Genomic DNA, 17,939 nt, shown 5'->3' with positions numbered 1-17,939 from the left:
GGGGAAGGGGGGGGTGGGAGGCCGGGGCTATGGCTCGCCGCGGCGCAGGAACTCCACCCATGCGCGGGCCTGCTCGAACGCTTCCTCACCCGTCCCAACGCCCACCGGCGTCACCTCGCCATCGGCCTTGGGGTACGAACCCAGGAACCGCACCACCGGGCACGTGCGCTTGAGGCCAATGAGCGCCTCAGCAACACGCGCCTCGCCAATGTGACCCAACGCGTCAATGGAGAACGAGTACTCGCCAGGCCGGTCGCCAATGGGGCGCGACTCGATGCGTGACAGGTTGACGCCGCGCGCCGCGAACTGCTCGAGCATCTCGAGAAGCGCACCCGACTCATCGCGGGGCAAATGCACCACGAGCGTGGTCTTGTCCGCGCCTGTCGGCTCCGTCGCGGCTGCCGGCCGGCCCACCTTGACGAACCGAGTCGCCGCGGACACGTTGTCCGCGACCCGGTCGGCCAAAACGGTCAACCCGAGCGCCTCGCCGGTCCCAGGTGGCGCGAGCGCCGCATTGAACCCGAGCACATCGAGATCAAGGGAGCTGTCCGCGAGCGCCTGCGCCGCAGCCGCGTTCGACGTCGACGACACGAACTGCGCTGCGGGCAACGTGTCGTGTGCCCACCGCCGCACCTGCGCCCAGGCGTGCGAGTGCGCAGACACGGCCGTGATGTCCTCCCAAGCCGTGCCTTCACGCACCAGCAGCTCGAACGCGATGGGCAACACGGTCTCGCCCACAATCATGAGCGGCTCGCCCGCGGCCAGGGTGTCCAGCGTCGCCGTCACCCCGCCCTCGACCGTGTTCTCGATGGCCACCACAGCATAGTCAGCGTCACCGGAGCGCACGGCACCGAGCGCGGTCACCACGTCGACGCACGGCATGTACTCGGCCTGGGCGGGATCCACCATGGCGCGCAGTGCCGCCTCGGTGAAGGTGCCTGCCGGGCCCAGATAGGCGTATCTGGGGAGTGTCGTCACTGGTCGTCCTTTGGTTGGGGGTCAGTGGTCGCAGGCTCCGTGGGGTCAGTATCTGGGGCCGATGCCCGGATGGGGTCGGGCTCGGAGACCGGGCCGGGCGGGGTGTCGACCGGGGTACGGCCGATGCTCGAGAGGGTTCCGCGCACGCGCCGCGTGCTGATAGCGAGCATGACGTCCCGGTAGCGCTGCAGCTTCGCTGCGCCGCCGCCTTCCGTGGAGGAGCGAGGGACGTGACCGAGCGGGCACTCGACCTCAGTGACGGTGAAACCAGCGTGGAGGACGTCGAGGATCATGCCTACTTCGAGGCCGGACCCGCGGGCCAGCGGCATGGCAGCCTCGAGCGCCTCGCGGGTGAGGCACCGGACGGGCGCGAGCGGCTCTTCCGGCGTCCACCCGGTCGCTTTTTCCACGGCGCGCCTGGCCGCCTTTGAGGAGGCGCCTTCGACGCGTGGCTCGCCCTCAGCTCGCGCGATGGCGAGATCCGCAACGTGCTCCGTGACGGCGGCGACCAGCGGCGCGGCACCCACGGCGTGGTGGCCCATGGAGCCCGGGAGCAGCAGGATCGACCGCGGGGTGCGGCCCGGCTCGTCACGCATCGCAATCACGGATGCGCCCGTCTCCATCGAGGCGGTGCGACCGCGGAAATGCGAGTGGCGGACCACCACGGCGCCTGCCTTGCGGGCAAGTTCTTGGGTGTTGTCGGAGGAGGCGTCGTCGACGACGAGCACCAGGTCGACTCCCGGAATGGCGCGCGCGGCGCGCACGGTGGCCGCGATACGGCGGGCACGGTTGTGGGCAATAATCAGCGCCGCAGCGACGTGCATGTCTTGGGGCTCGACCGGGGCGCGCCTCGAACGGGAGCTGCGCTTGCTGATGCGGCTCCTTGTGGAGCGTCCGCGCTCCCCCGCTCCGGCACTCTTGGAACCACCGCCGGAGCCCTGCGGAGCCGCGTTGACGCGCGCTGCGGTCGCACCGTCGACGGGTGACGGCGACCCCTCAGTCGCGTTGTGCTGTGCCACGTGGCCAAGCCTAGCGCCGCTGTCGACCATTCCGGTCGGCCCCCGGCCTCAGGTGAACAAGTCGCCACGCAGGACCGTTGCCGTTGTCACCGCTGGCAAGGTGGTGGAAGAGTGGGGCTCATGCATGAGCGCGCAGGCACCCCAGCCCAACCCCAGGACCTCATCGACGTCGACGCCCTGCTAGGCGACTACTACGACCGGGTCCCCGACCCGGCTAACCCTGACGAGCGTGTGGTGTTCGGCACGTCAGGTCACCGTGGCAGTGCAGCGGACACGGCCTTCAATGAAGCACACATTGTCGCGACGACGGCCGCGATCGTCGAGTATCGCGCCGCGCAGGGCACTGACGGCCCGCTGTTCATCGGCATCGACACCCATGCCTTGTCGGGTCCCGCCTTGGAGACCGCCATCGAAGTGCTTGCGGCGGCAGAGGTCGACGTGCGGGTCGACGCTCGCGGCGGCTATACGCCCACCCCTGCGCTTAGCCGCGCGATTCTGGTCGCCAATGGCGCGGCGACGGCCACTGGCCTGCGCACCTCCGGCGCGGGCCTGGCAGACGGCATTGTCGTCACGCCCTCCCACAATCCTCCGCGCGATGGCGGCTTCAAGTACAACCCGCCTCACGGTGGCCCTGCGGACACGGACGCCACGAGCTGGATCGCGGCGCGCGCCAACGAGATCCTTTCCGGCGGGGCCTGGAAGCACGTCAAGCGCATCCCCTACGACCGTGCCAAGCGGTCGAGCGCCATCCGCCCGTATGACTACATGGCGGCGTATGTCGCGGAGCTGCCGTCCGTGATCGATATGGACGCAATCCGCGAGGGCGATGTGCGCATTGGCGCCGACCCCCTGGGCGGTGCGGCCGTCGAATATTGGGGCGCGATCGCCGAGGAACACCGCCTGAACCTCACCGTCGTCAACCCCGACGTCGACCCCCGTTGGGGCTTCATGGCGCTGGACTGGGACGGCAAGATCCGCATGGACTGCAGCTCCCCCTTTGTGATGGCGAACGTGCGCGCGTTGATGGAGGACGGCAACGCCCCCTACGACATCGCGACCGGTAACGACGCCGACGCCGACCGGCACGGAATCGTCACTCGCGATGGCGGTCTGATGAATCCGAACCACTACCTGGCGGCAGCCATCCATTACCTGCATTCGGGCGCGCGCCCGCAGTGGCGGGACGATGCCCGCATTGGGAAGACTCTCGTCTCGAGTTCGCTCATTGATCGGGTCGGGGCTCGCCTGGGCCGCACCGTCGAAGAGGTGCCAGTGGGCTTCAAGTGGTTTGTGCCTGGCCTCATGAGCGGGGATGTCACGTTTGGCGGTGAGGAGTCCGCCGGTGCGTCCTTCCTGACGCGCGAGGGCCGGGTGTGGACCACGGACAAGGATGGGATCATCCTGTGCTTGCTCGCTGCGGAGATGACGGGCGCCACGGGCAGCACGCCGTCCCAGATTCACAGCGCCTTGGTGTCCGACCTGGGCGAATCTTGGTACACGCGCCTGGACGCCACGGCGACCAAGAAGGAAAAAGACACGCTCAAGAAGCTGTCGCCCTCGCAGGTGCAGGCGACGGAACTCGCCGGCCAAGAGATCACGGCCAAGTTGACCGAAGCCCCCGGCAACGGCGCGCCCGTCGGAGGTCTCAAGGTGACGACGGCGGACGCCTGGTTTGCGGCACGTCCCTCGGGAACCGAGGACGTGTACAAGATTTACGCGGAGTCCTTCGTCTCGGCCGAGCACCTGGAGCAGGTGGCCGATGCCGCACGCACCGTGGTCGCAGACGCTCTCGGTAGCGCCGAGTAGGGACCTTCACCGACGAGTTCGGGCCGGCACCTCGATGAGGTGCCGGCCCGTACTCATGCGGGGACGTAGGTAGGCGCTGCGGCCCTTCTCGCTATGCCCCGCGCCGACGGCCGACCACGAAGGCCAGGCCTAGGCCCACGAGGATCACGGCGCTGATCGGCATCCACCCGCGGTCATAGCCGGTCGTCGGCAGGACCTCGGTCGCCTCGTAGTGGTTGTACGCGGTCACGACCACGGTCGCGTCTTCCTCGATCGTGACGACCGCCTGCTGAGGGTCGTCACCGGATGGCGTGATGCGGTGATCGTCCGCGCCGCCAGTGCCGGTCTCGGTGACCGTACAGGTGGACCCGGTCGCAATGGGCTCGAGCGTCACCGTCAGGCCTGCTTCACCACCGAGCACCACGTCACCCGCGAAGGTCGTGAGGCCATCCTGGCCGTCGCGGACCAGGGTGCACTCGACCGCAAAGGTGAACGGGCCGGCATCGGCGGCCTCCGGGGCCCCTTCTCCCACCAGCTCCTTATCGATCTGCAGCGCACCCGCCCCGAACGTGTTGGTGACCGTGACGACGGTTGCCGACGCTGCGTCACCTTCCACCACGTCGAACTCGACCTCGGTGCCCGTCACGGCATCGGCCCCATCAACGGATATCTGTGTCGAGGACGCACCTGCCGGGTCCGTCTCGGTCACGACGCACGTCGATCCCACGGCGATCCCGCTAGCAGTCGCCGTCATGGGGGCGTCGCCACCGAAGGTGAGGTCGTCGCTGTAGGTGACGACTGGGTCACGTCCGTCGCGAGTCCACGTGCACTCCAGGTGCACCGTGAACGGACCCGCTCCCACGACGTCGGCCGCGGGACCGTCGACCACCTTTGACACCTCGACCGCTCCCACGGCGAAGGTGTTCGTCACCAGCGCCTCATTGGTCGTCCCAGGCGCATCCGGCGTCAGCGTGACATCGGCAGTGGTGCCGTCCGTAACGGTGGGGCCCTCCGCAGCTGTCGTCACGGTGATGGTCGTGGAGGCAGCACCGCCATCGAGCACCTCTGTGACGGTGCACACCGAGGCCGCGGGAATGTCGTTGAACACTGCTGATTCGCCGTCGTCCAGCGTGACCACCATGGGACGCAACGGGCCGTAGCCGTCTGCGTACACACGGTGCTCGTTGGGCCCGCCCTCGTCGTAGGTGCACTGCACCATCACGATGTACGGACCCAAGTCCACTGCGTTGCCGTCCGCGTCGGTGACTGTGGGATCGACGGTCTTAGCGACCTCGAGCGATGCAAACGGCTCGAAGTGGTTCGTGACCGTCACGACGGCAGCTTCCGCCTGGCCATTCGCATCGACATCGACCGTCGCAGACCGCGCATCCTCATCGCCCGGTGAGTAGAAGACCCCGTCAGCACCGCCGTCCTCAATCTCAGTGACCTCGCACGTAGACGGCGACAGGATCGAGTCGATCGTGGCCTCAAGAGGCGCGTCGCCGCCCAAGGTCACTTCGCCCTCGTAGGTGACGATGGCCTCGTCGGTGTACGCATCCGACTCGCACAGCACGGTCATGACGAACGGCCCGTCGCCGCGTTCCGGTGCACCCTCGCCGGTCAATTCCTTCACGATCGTGAGCGGAGCCACCGGGTAAGTGTTGGTGAAGATGACCTCGTTCTGCGCGAACAGGCCCGTTTCGCCCAACGTCACGTCCGCTTCGGTAGCCTCGGTGGCCTCACTCGGCGGCGTCCCCCCCGTGTGAGTCACCACCGTGGTGGATTCCGCACCTGCTTGGTCGGTCTCCGTCACCGTGCAGACCGTCCCGGTCGGCATCCCTGTCAGAGTCTCCGTCTCACCGTGCACCAGATCGAAGGTCATGGGTGAGCCCGGAGCCAGGTCAGGGAACTCCGCCGCGAAGATCTCGCGCTCGTAGGGCGTGCCCTCCGCGTAGACGCACTGGACCTCGAACGAGAACGGGCCAAGCTCCGGAAGCTCTCCGGCCTCATTGATCTCAGGGCCCTCGACGATCTTCTCGACCACCAGTTCCGTGTCGACCTCGAAGCGGTTGTCGACCGTGATCTCCGCGGTCGGCACCTCGGTGTCGTCGTCCACGATCGTGATCTCGCCCGTCGAGGTGTCATCCGCAGCAGACGGGTCAAACACCCACTGGTCTGCGCCCGTCGCCGCGGCATCAGGCTCCGTCAGCGTGCACTCGGATCCGACGAGGATGCCCTCAAGCGTGACGGTCTCGTTCGCCGGCACGGTGACCGAGTCGTCGAAGGTTACCGTCGTGACGTCCGGATTGTCAGGGTCGGTCGCCACACACAGGACATCGACAACAAAGTCATCGCCCACATGGTCGCCCGCGCCAGGACCGGACACGTCCTTGGTGATCGCGAGCGCTCCGGAGGCGTACTGGTTATAGACGTCGACGAAGTTGGTCGGCGTACGACCGTCGTCAACGATGTCGGGAGTCAGCGTGAACGGGTCCGTGGTGTAAATCAGTTCGCCGTTGGCCTCTTCGATAACCTGGCCGGAGTCGTCGGCGGTCTCCCACAGGACACCCACGCGGGACGCTCCGTGACCGGGGTACTCGCCCGCGTAGCACTCGGCTCCGGCGGGAAGGTCCGCGAGCACCACGGACTCTTCATCGCCAAGCTCCACGACCATGACGGGAGACCCGTCGATGTAGGGCTCCCAGTTGTCCTCGTTCGTGGCCGTGATGTATGCACCGCGGTAGAGGCACAGGACGCCAATCTCGAAGGGCCCGGCCACCGTGGGGTCGCCCGTCTCAGCGAGCACATGCTTCGTGACTTCCACGGACGCGAGACGGTAGGTGTTCGTGATCGTCATCGTCACGGACTCAGGCTCCTCTACACCGTCGAAGGGCACCACCACGGACCCCGGATTAACGGTGAAGCCCACCTGGCCGTAGTCGCTTTCCTCCAACGTGCAGAGCGCGCCGGTAGGCAAGGTGTCCACCGTCAGCGCAGCGCCGTCGGCCTCCAACGTGTAGTCCTCGCGAATGACCTCGACCGTCTCGCCATCGATGTCCACCGTGCACACCAGCGTGACGATGTACTCGTCGAGCGCGTACTCTCCCGCGCCGTCGCCGTCGGTGTCCTTGTCAATATCGATGGAACCTGTCGCCAGGGCGACGCCAACGGGCACGCCCTCAGTCGGCGCCACCTGCGTGCCGGTGTTGGTCACCGCTGACGTCGCGACCGAGTTGAAGGCGGTCGAGTTCTCATTCGCCGGGACCGTCGCGGGAGTGAGGGACTCCGCCTCCACCACAATGACCTCTCCCGGGGCCAAGGGGTTGTCCTCGTCGAACGTTCCGATGAGCATGAGGCCCGTGACATCGAGCACGTCGCCCGTGTAGTCATCCCACAGGACCCACTCGTCGCCACAGTCACCGCCGGTCATGCGGTCCGTGCAGGGAACCGGTGCGGTCGACACGTACGTCTCGAGGGTCACGCCGCCGCCGGGGTGCGGTGTGAAGGCCGCCACGGGGTTGGTGAGGATCGGGTTCCATTCGGAGTTGCGCGGCTGCTGCGGAGGCAGGACCGTCTGGTCTCCCACCGCAGGGATGCGGTCGACCGCGACCACTTCCGTCAGCGGCACGTTGCCGGTGTTCTGCATCGCGAGCGCCCAGGTCTCCGTCTGGCCCTCGATGGTGCGAGGGATACACGGCGACACGTAGAAGCCAGCCAACGGCCCGCTGTCCTCGGGTTCACACGAGACCTCCGGCGCGCCGTTCACAAAGGCGCCGTAGGTGTAGTCAGGGGAATCGACACCACCTGCGCGGACGGCCTTACCGGTGCGGATGGCGCCGCCTTCCGCGACCGCATTGGTAGCGGTGCCGCGGCAATCGTCGACGTATGCCGCGGGGTCGGAGTCATCCGTTTCGCAGTAGTCGAACGGGCGGTCCCCGTCGATCACGGCGGTATTGGTGAAGGTCACCGCGGGCGAGATGCCAGGCTGAGGAACCATCTGAATGGTGATGGTGTAACTCGCTCCGACAGGGAGCGCGACATCCGCGTCGGGAAAGCTGAACGCGATCTCGTCCGGGTCGCCGGTGGCCGGCGTGGACGTCACGGTGACGGCGTCCCCAGTGGTCGGAGGCGCGACCCAACCGTCAGGAACGTCGCCGGTACCCGGGGTGTACGCGAAGCTGTACGGACTGTTGCCGGCCAGCACGACGTTCGGGTCGATCCTCAGGTCAGGCGTTCCGTCACCGTCAGCGTCCGGGATCAGGTCGGTGAACACGGGGTTGTAGATGGGTGTGGTGCCCGTGTTGGTGAAGGTGAGTTCGAACGGAACGCTCGCACCCGGGCTCAGCAGCTGAGCAGGGTCGTCAGGACCGCCTGGTGACTTGGTAACGGTCGCCGCGGTGATCGAGTGCTCGTAGATGACCTCGGCCGAATCTGAGGCGTCGCTGTTGTGCAGTCCGTTCCCGACTGTTCCATCTTCGCCGAGCAGGGCGACGATGGTGCCCTCGATGTCATTGACCGTGTGGCCGGCAGTCGATTCGCCTGGAGCCACGTCGTTGCCCACCAGGTCAGTCGGCGGTGCCGCGTCCCCGGTGAGCAGTTCGGTACGTCGCTTCACCACGACGGGGACGGTCTGCAGCGGGTTCCATGGGTTGTCCCACGCAGTCTCACTGGAGAAGGTGAATACCAAGCCGATGACGTCCTCGGCCGCGTACCCCGCCGGAAGTGCGGGGACGCCGGTGCCGGCGTAGCTGTCCGCAGCGAGCCCGTTATAGGCAGCCGCGTCCGGGTTGTCAGACGTGCCTACGACGCGATCACAGCCACCATTGATCGCGCCGTTCATTTCGCCGCTCAGGGGCTGCTCGGAGTTCAGACACACGTGCATCTGCGTAAGCGCGATCGGGGTCGTGCGCTCGAACGACTCGTGGACCCGCACAAACTCATACGTGTTCCAGAAGCTGGGGTCAAGGTCGCTCACGCTCATGGCCAAGGGGCGCGCACCTGCCGTCGGCGTCACCGCCAGCCACATGATGAATTCATCCTGCGTTTCGGGAGTCTCCTCGACTTGCGTGTACGGCGTCACCCACTCGTCTGGGCTCGCTGGCGCAGAGTCGGTAAAGCCCTTCTGCACTGCCACAGCGATCTCGAACTCCTCGAGCAACACGTCATCGGTGATGTCATCCGTGGTGACGGGCTCAGCGGCCGCATCGTCCACGGTGCCGGTCGCAACGTTGTTGACGGTCATGCCCGCATAGACAATCTCGTCGTCGGGATCGTTCAGGGTGTTGCCGCGGTAGCGATCCTCCTCGCGCAACACGAGCAGGAACTCGATGGAGCCCGTGGCACCTGGCTCGATGCCGGCGGTCGTCGGGTTGCCCGCGCCCGTCCCGTCCTCATCACGACCATGGAACTCGATGTTGAGTCCCACGACCGGCTCAAGGTCGGAAGCGGTCCAGGCGTCGACCTGAGCCTGCGTGGTCGCTGTGGCGCACGGGGTGGCGTCGTCGCCCTCGCAATAGAGGTTCAGGGTGAACCCGTCAGCGCCGGCAGGCAGCGTGATGGAGGTGATGTCCTCAATGTTGAAGACATCCGACATCAGCAGTTCGGTATCACCAGCCGGCCGGCCCACAGTGGGGCGATCGTTGATCGACAGCGAATCCACGTACGCGATCGTCGAACTGTTGGTGACCGTCAGTTCCACGCCCGTGTGCGGGTACAGATCGGGGAGGGTGCCCTCCGGCGGGATACCCACCGGCGACCCGTCCCAGGTCTTGGTCGCGGAGACCGCGAGGTCAGCGGCAGTAATGGCGATGTCCGCCGACCAGTCCATCTCCACGTCGCCATTGAGCTCGGACTCCTGCTGTGCTTCCGCGGTGTTACGTGCCAAACCTGCGAACTCGGTGTTGTACAACTCTGCTTCATCGACCGCGACGGAGCTGTCGGACCGGAGCCAGTCGCGCAACCTGAAGCGCAGGTCCACGGTGCGCCCGTCGGTCTGATCCGAGCGGGCGACGCCCGATCCCACGGGCGGGACAATCTCACCGGGCACGGTCGCACGGGCGGACTCATCGGGGTTTTCGATGTACACCAGGCGCACCGCGACAGTCGTGGTGCGCTCGACGGCGGTCAACGAGAATTCGGGCATGGCCCCTTCGCAGGCGGGCTCAGGGGTGTTGTCAATGACCCCATCACACTGCGAGTTGGTGGGCTTGACCCACGTTCCCGTGTCGCCGTTATAAATCTGCACGGCGTCGACGGCATCGTAGGGTAGCAAAGGGTCAGTCACAGAGACGGACATGAGGTCGAACACATCGTAAAAGGAGCCGTCGGAGTCAAACGGGGTGTTCTGATCCGTCGCCGGCACAAACGGCTCGTCAACAATCGTCATTACATCGACATTGGACGTCCCGCCTGTGGACCACAGGATGCGCCCCGTCGTCTGCCGGTGCGAGCGAGCAGGGAGGCTCTCCTGCTCGTCGCCATTGTTGTTGACGAACGTCTTGTTGATCTCCGGTCCCGTCCCGTCGGAGTCGGGTTCGGTGATCGTGACGTCTTCACACGCCGTCGCCGGCTCGTCAGGGGTGATGGGTTCGGTTCCTGCCGTTCCCTCTGCATCAGCAGAGGCACAGTTGGTGACGCTCGCCAAGCCGTCGTCGCCCCAGTCAACGGAGTCAAGCCACGCGTCGTCGAGGTTCATCACGACATTGGGCTTGAACGTCGTTCCCGGGTCGAAGGTGTCCCCAGGGTTGGTGGGCGTGTACACAAACTGGAGGCCACCAATGTTGGCTGGGTCTGGGGGCGGGAACGAAGCGCTGTAGGTCTGTTCACCCACCACCGGCATCCCTGGCAGTGGTTCCCAGGCGCCAGTGCTGGTGTTGTAGTAGTTCACGTTCAAGGTGGTGCCCGCCGGCACAGAAACGTCTGCGATGGACGACGGGTTGAAGGCGTCCCAGAAGTCCGAGCTGCCGGGGACCTCAGGGTCCTGGATCACGATCTCGTCCGCGCCAATGGTCGAATACGGCGGATCGGTGCTTCCGTCAACTGGCTGGTCGGCAATGCCACCGGTCAGTTGCAAGACCACCCACTCACCGGCAAAGCCGGGGACCAGGTTGGGCGTAATGGACTTGTCCGCGACTGCGTCGATTCGCTCGTCAAAGGCATGCAAGATGTCGCCGACGTCGATGAGACCGTTGACGCCGTCCTCAGTCGTGCCCGTGACCGTGACGTCATTGGGGTAGTCGATCTTCTCTGTCCCGTCGACCTCCGCGGTGCCCACGTTGATGGAGAAGGAAGCGTCATCGCCGTCGGGGACAATCGGGTCGTCGTCCTCGTTCGTGAAGGTGATCGAGAAGCTCGTCACGTCCTCAGGGTTGGGCGGCGGAAGAACGGGCGTCTCGCCGTTGGCGACCGGAACCGTCACGGGCCCCGAGGTCGTCTGGAACGTGATCTCGGCGCTGTCGGCACCAGTCGGGTACGTCACCGGACCGGCAAAACCCTCGAACTGCATGCCATCGGGAGAGAACGAGCCGGAACTCGGCTCGGTCACGGTAAGTGACTCGACCGGGAGTTCGCCCCCCACGCCCGCGGTGATGGTCGCGACACTGCTGTCGCCGTGCACCACGGTGTCTGGCGAGAAGGACTTGGAGCCCTCAACCGTGGGGATGTTGGTCTCGATGGTGTAGTCGGCCTCGTTCGACGTCGCCGTGTCGGTGTCGTCGTCGCGCGACACTTCGGAGCCCGCGAAGTTCACCACCACTTGATCGTCCGTCAACTCGCCCGGGTCCTGCTGGACCAAGTCCAGCTCGATCACGGCCTCGGCGTCGGCGCTAATGAGCGGCGCGGTCCCATCGTCAGTGAACTCGACGTTGATCCCGGTCACTGCGTCGGGGGAAATGCCCGTCAAGTCAACGTCGTACGGCAGCGGGTCCAGATCACCCACGGGGATGGTCTGGGTGACGTCCCCGCCCGTGGTGTTCACGGTGATGGTGACGTCATCGGCACCCTCGGGGACGGACACAATCGTGATGCCGTCGAGGTCGAGGAAGTCAAAGGTGTTGCTTGCCGAGCCAGGCGCAGGGTCCGTGATCGAGAAGCTGTCACCGCCGGTCTCCGACTGGTTGTTTGCAGTAATGGTCGCCGTCGTCGACTCGCCCGCGCTCGCGCTCGCTGACGTGGGATCGAAGGACTTCTCGACGCTGGTGTCGAGATTGAGCGGGACGTCAATCTCGATGGGCCAGTCATCCGTGGCAGGCCCTGTCGAGGAGTTAGTGGAATCGAAGGTCGCCTCATTGACCAACGTCTCACCGCTGAAATCGTAGTTGGCGTCGTCCGGCACCTTCACGGGGATCGTGATCGTGGTGGTGTTTCCTGCCGTCATGCCCGAGCCCGGGTTGGCAAGGTCGTTGAAGTCCTTGTTGAATTCGACGGACACGGTGTCATCGACGCCGTCCCCATTGCTGTCAGAAGGCGTGATCACGAAGGGGTCATTGCCCACCACGGTCGGCGTGCCGTTGAGCACCAGCGGCGGGGGCAGCGGGTCCGTCATGGTCGCGTCGTAGCAGTTCGCGGTGCTGCACGTCACTTCGATGACGTAGTTGAACGTGTCACCTGGAGCTAACGGAAGGTCCTCGGGAGCCGGGCCGCTCTTCGAGATCGTGATGTTCGCTGGCGCGGGGTCGGCCGACGCTGGCGCTGCGGTGGTGACCACCGCCGTCGCCGCGACGATAGCGACGAGCGCGGCACTGACAGCGCTTGTCCCTTTGTCCCACGTTCCGTTCAAAAGTGACATCGTTCCCCTGCCTGCCCCGAGAACACGAGCGAATGCACGCGTTCACTATCCAAGGCTCACGCTATCCGACAAAAGGTACATCGGCTACGGGGAACGTGCACTTGAGAGAAACAAGCGAAGCCACGCGATTTAGAATTGCCACATGCCAGGCCCGACCAGGCGCGATGCCGTCGCCAATCGCGAAAAACTCATCGCTACGGCTTTTGACATTCTGGCCGAGCGCGATGCCGATGTGACGGTGCGGGAACTTGCCGTCTCCGCGGGGCTGGGCATTGGCACGGCGTACCGCCACTTTCCACACCACACGGATCTCATCCACGCGCTCTATGACGAGGCGCTTGCGCGCCTCATGGCGGCTGCCGCCGCAGTGCCGTCACTGCCGACGGCCTGGGAACGCATCGCGCTGCTCTTGGAGAACGTCACCTTCGCGGTGGCAGACATGCCTGCGCTGCGCACCATCATGAGGCGGCTGTACGACCTCGACCCGTCCCACGACCCCTCGAGATCGATGGCGGAGGTCCTCAACGCGCTCATCGCTCAAGCCCAGGCTGAGGGCAGCATGCGTGCCGGAGTGAGCGGCAGCGACCTCGCCCTGATCCCGTTCGCGTTGGGCGGCCTTGTGGGCAAGCCCACCGCGAGAGAAGCCGCCATGCTGCGCCGCAGCCTCGACATCTATCTCGACGGTCTGCGTGCGAGCGCCGCAACCCATGACCTCCCCACGCAGCCAATGAACGCTGAGCAATTCCGTCAGTTGGTCCACCGCTCGAACGGGCCGGCTAGGGCCTGACCTCATCCGCGCGGCTCAAATACCGTCTCGCGTAGGTCAGTGGGGTGTGATTGGCTTGGCGCCATGAAAGCCACCGCACGCGCCGTCGCGCTCTCCATCGTCGCTGTCTTGGCCCTCGCCGGGTGCCTCAAGGTCGACATGGACCTCACGCTCAACTCGGACGACACCGTGTCCGGCTCAGCCACGATCGCCGTCGCGGAAGGCACGGGCGAGGCCTTTGGTCTGAGCGATGAGGACGTGCTGGGACAGATCTACGACGACTCGGGCGAGGGACTTCCCGGTGGCGTGATCAGTGAATACAACGAGGACGGATTCGTTGGCCAGACCATCACCTTCGAGAACACCCCGCTGGCGGAGTTCAATGGGGAGGATGAGGACATTCAGGTCTATCGCGACGGCGACTTCTTCGTGGTCGAGAGCCCCACGTCACCCACGGAGGGTGCAAATGCCGATGAGTTGCCCTCTTCTGCCGAAGCCACGATGACCGTCACGTTCCCCGGCCCCATCGAGGACGCCAATGGCACCGTCGACGGCACCACGGTGACGTGGAATCTCTTCGAGGCAGAGGACGGCATCTACGCGCGCGGTGCCGCCGAGCCGGACTCTGGATTCTCGCTGTGGATCGTCCTCGCGATCGGCCTTGGCATTGGCGTCGCCGTTGGCATCGCCATGTGGCTGATCGCACGAGGAAAGAAGCCCGCCACAGAGGGGGGCCCCGGGGAGGCGGGCTACCCCGCTGCGCCTCAGGCCAACTACGTTGCACCGCCGGTTCCGACCGACGCATCGCAGCCCGCGGCGCCCGCTCCGGCCGGCGACACACCCGCGACAGTGCCACTCACCACGGACGAGGCTTCAGCGGTCACGCCCGAGGCACCCGCATCCGCGTATCCGGATGCACCCGAGCGGAACGACGGCTCGCCCGAGCCAGAGCCCACGCCCGCCGAATGCGACGGCACCGGGGACCACGACGGCGACGGCGCCGGGGACCTCGACGCCGACGGCAACAGGGGCGACGATGACCGCGATCAGGAGCCACCCGCACGGTGATGGACCGCATCCGACTCGCACTGTCCGCGGCAGCTGTCGCCACGGGGGTGCTTGCGTTGACCGGTTGCGTCCGGGCCACCGCTGAAACAACGTTCCACGAGGACGAGACGTTTTCCCAGCACGCGATCGTGGCCTACGAACCGTCCGTTGCAGACGAGCTCACGGACAGGCTCGGCGTCGACGTCAACGCCGTCGTGGGAACCCTGGACGAGTCGGACGAATTTCTCGCACTCCAGGCTCAGTACCCCGGACAGATTGAGTTGGCTGACTATAGCGAAGGCGAGATGTCGGGCCTCGAGCTGACACTCACCGATCTGCCGCTCGAGGCCTTCGAGGACGCCTCCGGAGAGGTGCTGAAGAGCGTCGGCGCCACTGCCTCGATCGCCGTCGAGGATGGGTCATACGTGATCTCTGTACGGGCGTCGACGGACGACGCACTCGCGCTGATGGCGCTCGGCGAGAGCCAGCTCGGTCTGATCGAGCAAACCGTGAATGTCCAGGCAACATTCACGTTCCCCGGCCCCGTCACCGAGGCGACCGCGGGGGATGTCACCGGCAACACGGTCACGCTCGGGCTTGCGGACCTCGCCACCACCCCTGAGATCAGAATTGTCGCCGGAGCCACGCCTTCCATCCCGTGGGGAACCATCGGCACCTGGGCCGCGATCATCGCCGGCTTCGCGGTCGTGATCGGCGGAGCTACCGCGCTGGTGATCCAGGACCGGCGCGCATCCAAGCGCACTCACCTCCCGCCGCCCGTGGTCCGTGGCGACTCCGACGACCATGGCTCCGGCGGGGCCCCCAGCGCGGACTCACCGCCGCGCTAGGGCAAGAACGGTGAGAGCATGGAGCACGTGCTCTCTCCCTACCGCTCAATTCTGAGCAAGCCTGGCGCCGCCGCGTTCGCGTTCGCGGGACTCCTGTCGCGCCTACCCATGTCGATGTTCAACATCTCCTTCATCCTCATGGTGCAAATCGAGTACGGCAGCTATGAAATGGCTGGCCGTGTGGCCGCCATCGGCATTCTGTGCTGGGCCCTGCAAACGGTGCCCACGAGCCGCCTGGCCGACCGCATCGGCCAACGGGCGGCGATGATCCCGCTCGCGATGCTGCACGTTACGGGCGCAGTGGTGGGCGTGTGGGCCGCCATCAATCAGGAGCCGGAATGGGTCCTGTGGATCGCCGTCATCCTCGCCTCGTTCCAAGGCCCCTTGGGGTCGCTCACCCGCGCGCGGTGGTCCCACATGCTGGATTCAGATGAGGACATCCACACCGCGTTTGCGCTTGAAGGCGCGCTCGACGAGGTGCTCTTCATCTCCGGCCCCGCCCTCGCGACCATCTTGGCTACCGCAGTGTGGCCTGCGGCCGGACTCGTGGTGTCAACTACGGCGATGGTGGTGGGACTTGCCATTCTCTTGTCGCAGCGGTCGACCGAACCCCCCGCGCGCCGCACCTCTGGCGCAGGTCAGACCCTGGGCCTGCGCATTCCCCCTGCGATCGTCGCGGTCACGTTCGTGGCACTTGGCCTGGGAGTGATGTTCGGGGCCATCGACATTTCCATCGTGGCGTTCGCGGAAGAGATGGGCAACCAAGGTTGGGCGGGCCTCGCGCTAGGGGTCATCGCCTTCGGCTCATTCATGGGCGGCCTGATGTACGGCACGCGCCACTGGAAGACCCCGCTGTGGAAGCGGCTCATCATCGGCACTGCCATGCTCGCCATCGGAATGAGCGTGCTGTCGCTGTCAGTCAATATGATCATGTTGGGGGCGGTGGGATTCGTGGCCGGCATTGCGATCGCGCCTACGCTCACCAACTGCGACACCGTGGTGCAGCGCGTCGTGCGCCGCGACCAAATCACGGAGGGCATGGGCTGGCTCCGGATCGGCCAAGGCGTGGGGGTGAGCTTTGGCGCCTGGGCCGGCGGCTATCTTGTCGATCACATCGATGCCCAGGCGGGGCTGTTCCTGGGAGCGGGCGCGGCGGTCGCCATGCTTGGCATCGCTGTGCTCACCGCTCCCGTTGTGCGCCGGGGCACGGAGCGTCCCGGCGTGGCCTCAACGGAGGCCGAGCCGCCGTCCATGCACGGCGCAGACGACTGGGTCGACACCCCGCCGCTGCCACCCAACGTGTAAATCCCGTGGCGTGACCCACGTCACACAGCGCAGGGGACCAAGGGCCCAGAAGTCGTGCCTGGCGGCGCCATAGTCTTCAAGTGTCGTCAGGTGACGCAGAGGTCACCGACAAAGAAGTGGCTCGGGCGATCATCCGGGGACTAGGTCGCCTGAGCCGCCACTCTTCCGAGCGTCGGCGCCTCCCGCCCCTCCCCCCGAGGCGCCGACGCCGGATCATCTCCGGCACAACGGACCGCACTCACAGGTCCTCCGCCTATTCTGACGCGGTGAGCCTGTACTACTCGAGTGCCATGCTGACCGTGTTCGCTACGGCCGCATTGATCCCACTCGCGACCATCCCCGTCCTCGCCGCGACAGTGCGCCGCTACGGACGCCTGCGTGGGTGGCCGTTGTTCGCAGCGGCGGGGCTCCTCGCCTCCGCAGTGGCGCTCGCCGCGTTCACCGTCTTTCCACTGCCCACCGAGGCCGACCTGCTGTGTAGCGCCGGGGGAGTGCAGTCGTGGCAGCTCGATCTGGGCCACTCGCTCGATGAACTCCGCGCACTCAACGCCGGGCTTGGCGCCACGGCGACGCTGACGTCCTTCACGTTCTGGCAACTCGCCGCCAACGTGGCCCTGTTCGTACCGTTCGGCTTCTTCCTCCACCAGGCGGCTCGCTGGCCGGCGATTGCCGTCGTGGCGACCTCCTTCATGGTGTCCGCCATGATCGAACTGTCGCAAGGGACAGCGTTCTTTGGGCTCTACCCCTGCCCGTACCGCCGCTTCGACATCGACGACATTGTCACCAACACCACGGGGGCAATCCTGGGCGTCATCGCCTCCGCCATCATTGGCGCGATCTTCTCCTTCACTCGCCCCTCCCCGGAGCCAGACCTGGGCCCGCCGGGACGGATCCGCCGCGCCGTAGCCGTGGGAGTGGACCTGGCGGTGGGGTTCGTCCTGCTGAGCGCCATCGAAATCGGCGCCGTCATGGTGTGGGACATCGCCTTGGGAGGCGACCCCAGCCGCGAGCCTGCCAGCGCGACGCTCACCATGGCCGCGCGGATCGCGAGCGCCACGACCATGGGGCTGCTGATTCCGCTCCTGCGCCGGGACCGTGCGACGCTCGGGCAAGCCGTCATGAACCTCGCTCCCGTGCGGGAGGACTCGCACGGCCGCCGACCACGGGGCTGGTCGGTGGTGGTGCGCGGGCTTGTGCGCTGGCTGCCGTGGGTGGTGTCGCCCGCCGTCGCGGGGCCGCTCATGGTCATGGCCGATGGCGCCAGCGCGATCGTCCGTGGGGACCGGCGCTCCATCACGGCGCTGGCCTCCGCGTCCCGGGTGCGCTCCGTGCCGTCGATCGCCGCTACGCCCCATGACCCGACAGGCGACCAGGCTTTTCACGCGGACCGCTACGACCGGTAGCCT

9 protein-coding genes are annotated in these 17,939 nt (G+C 66.3%); 6 read left to right on the top strand and 3 right to left on the bottom strand.

Going from position 1 to position 17,939, the window contains the following annotated elements; all coding sequences use genetic code 11:
- Positions 1-27 precede the first annotated feature (27 nt).
- Complete coding sequence (gene pheA / locus AOP75_RS05740) at positions 28-978, bottom strand: prephenate dehydratase (protein WP_062077331.1); 951 nt, start codon at positions 976-978, stop codon at positions 28-30.
- Positions 975-1,997, bottom strand: coding sequence for a glycosyltransferase family 2 protein (locus AOP75_RS05735; protein ID WP_236683079.1), 1,023 nt, complete (start codon positions 1,995-1,997; stop codon positions 975-977). The genes pheA and AOP75_RS05735 overlap by 4 nt, the downstream gene beginning before the upstream one ends.
- 120 nt (positions 1,998-2,117) lie before the next feature.
- On the opposite strand from AOP75_RS05735, the gene pgm reads away from it, so the two are divergent.
- Positions 2,118-3,803: a phosphoglucomutase (alpha-D-glucose-1,6-bisphosphate-dependent) gene (gene pgm / locus AOP75_RS05730; protein ID WP_062078443.1), complete on the top strand. Its 1,686-nt coding sequence runs from the start codon at positions 2,118-2,120 to the stop codon at positions 3,801-3,803.
- 91 nt (positions 3,804-3,894) lie between these two features.
- Here the strand turns inward: pgm and AOP75_RS05725 are convergent, their stop codons facing one another.
- The gene (locus AOP75_RS05725; RefSeq protein ID WP_062077330.1) at positions 3,895-12,567 is read right to left on the bottom strand and encodes a DUF5979 domain-containing protein; all 8,673 of its coding nucleotides are present in this window, start codon (positions 12,565-12,567) and stop codon (positions 3,895-3,897) included.
- Positions 12,568-12,709: 142 nt separating this feature from the next.
- On the opposite strand from AOP75_RS05725, the gene AOP75_RS05720 reads away from it, so the two are divergent.
- The 5 genes from AOP75_RS05720 (at position 12,710) to AOP75_RS05700 (ending at position 17,936) form a co-directional block, all read left to right on the top strand.
- Positions 12,710-13,354, top strand: coding sequence for a TetR/AcrR family transcriptional regulator (locus AOP75_RS05720; RefSeq protein WP_062077329.1), 645 nt, complete (start codon positions 12,710-12,712; stop codon positions 13,352-13,354).
- Positions 13,355-13,417: 63 nt separating this feature from the next.
- Entirely contained in the window at positions 13,418-14,401 is a 984-nt protein-coding gene (locus tag AOP75_RS05715) for an LppM family (lipo)protein (RefSeq protein ID WP_062077328.1), read from the top strand.
- Entirely contained in the window at positions 14,401-15,228 is an 828-nt protein-coding gene (locus tag AOP75_RS05710) for an LppM family (lipo)protein (protein ID WP_062077327.1), read from the top strand. Before AOP75_RS05715 ends, AOP75_RS05710 begins: the two co-directional genes overlap by 1 nt.
- Before the next feature lie 18 nt (positions 15,229-15,246).
- Positions 15,247-16,533 (top strand): MFS transporter, encoded by a 1,287-nt coding sequence (locus AOP75_RS05705; protein WP_062077326.1) that lies wholly within the window; start codon positions 15,247-15,249, stop codon positions 16,531-16,533.
- Positions 16,534-16,799: 266 nt separating this feature from the next.
- Positions 16,800-17,936 (top strand): VanZ family protein, encoded by a 1,137-nt coding sequence (locus AOP75_RS05700; RefSeq protein WP_152649967.1) that lies wholly within the window; start codon positions 16,800-16,802, stop codon positions 17,934-17,936.
- Positions 17,937-17,939: the final 3 nt, after the last annotated feature.

This window comes from Demequina globuliformis (assembly GCF_000975155.1).
Classification (GTDB): domain Bacteria; phylum Actinomycetota; class Actinomycetes; order Actinomycetales; family Demequinaceae; genus Demequina; species Demequina globuliformis.
The sequence above is the reverse complement of the archived record's forward strand: the minus strand, read 5'-3'. Positions and strand labels throughout refer to the sequence as shown.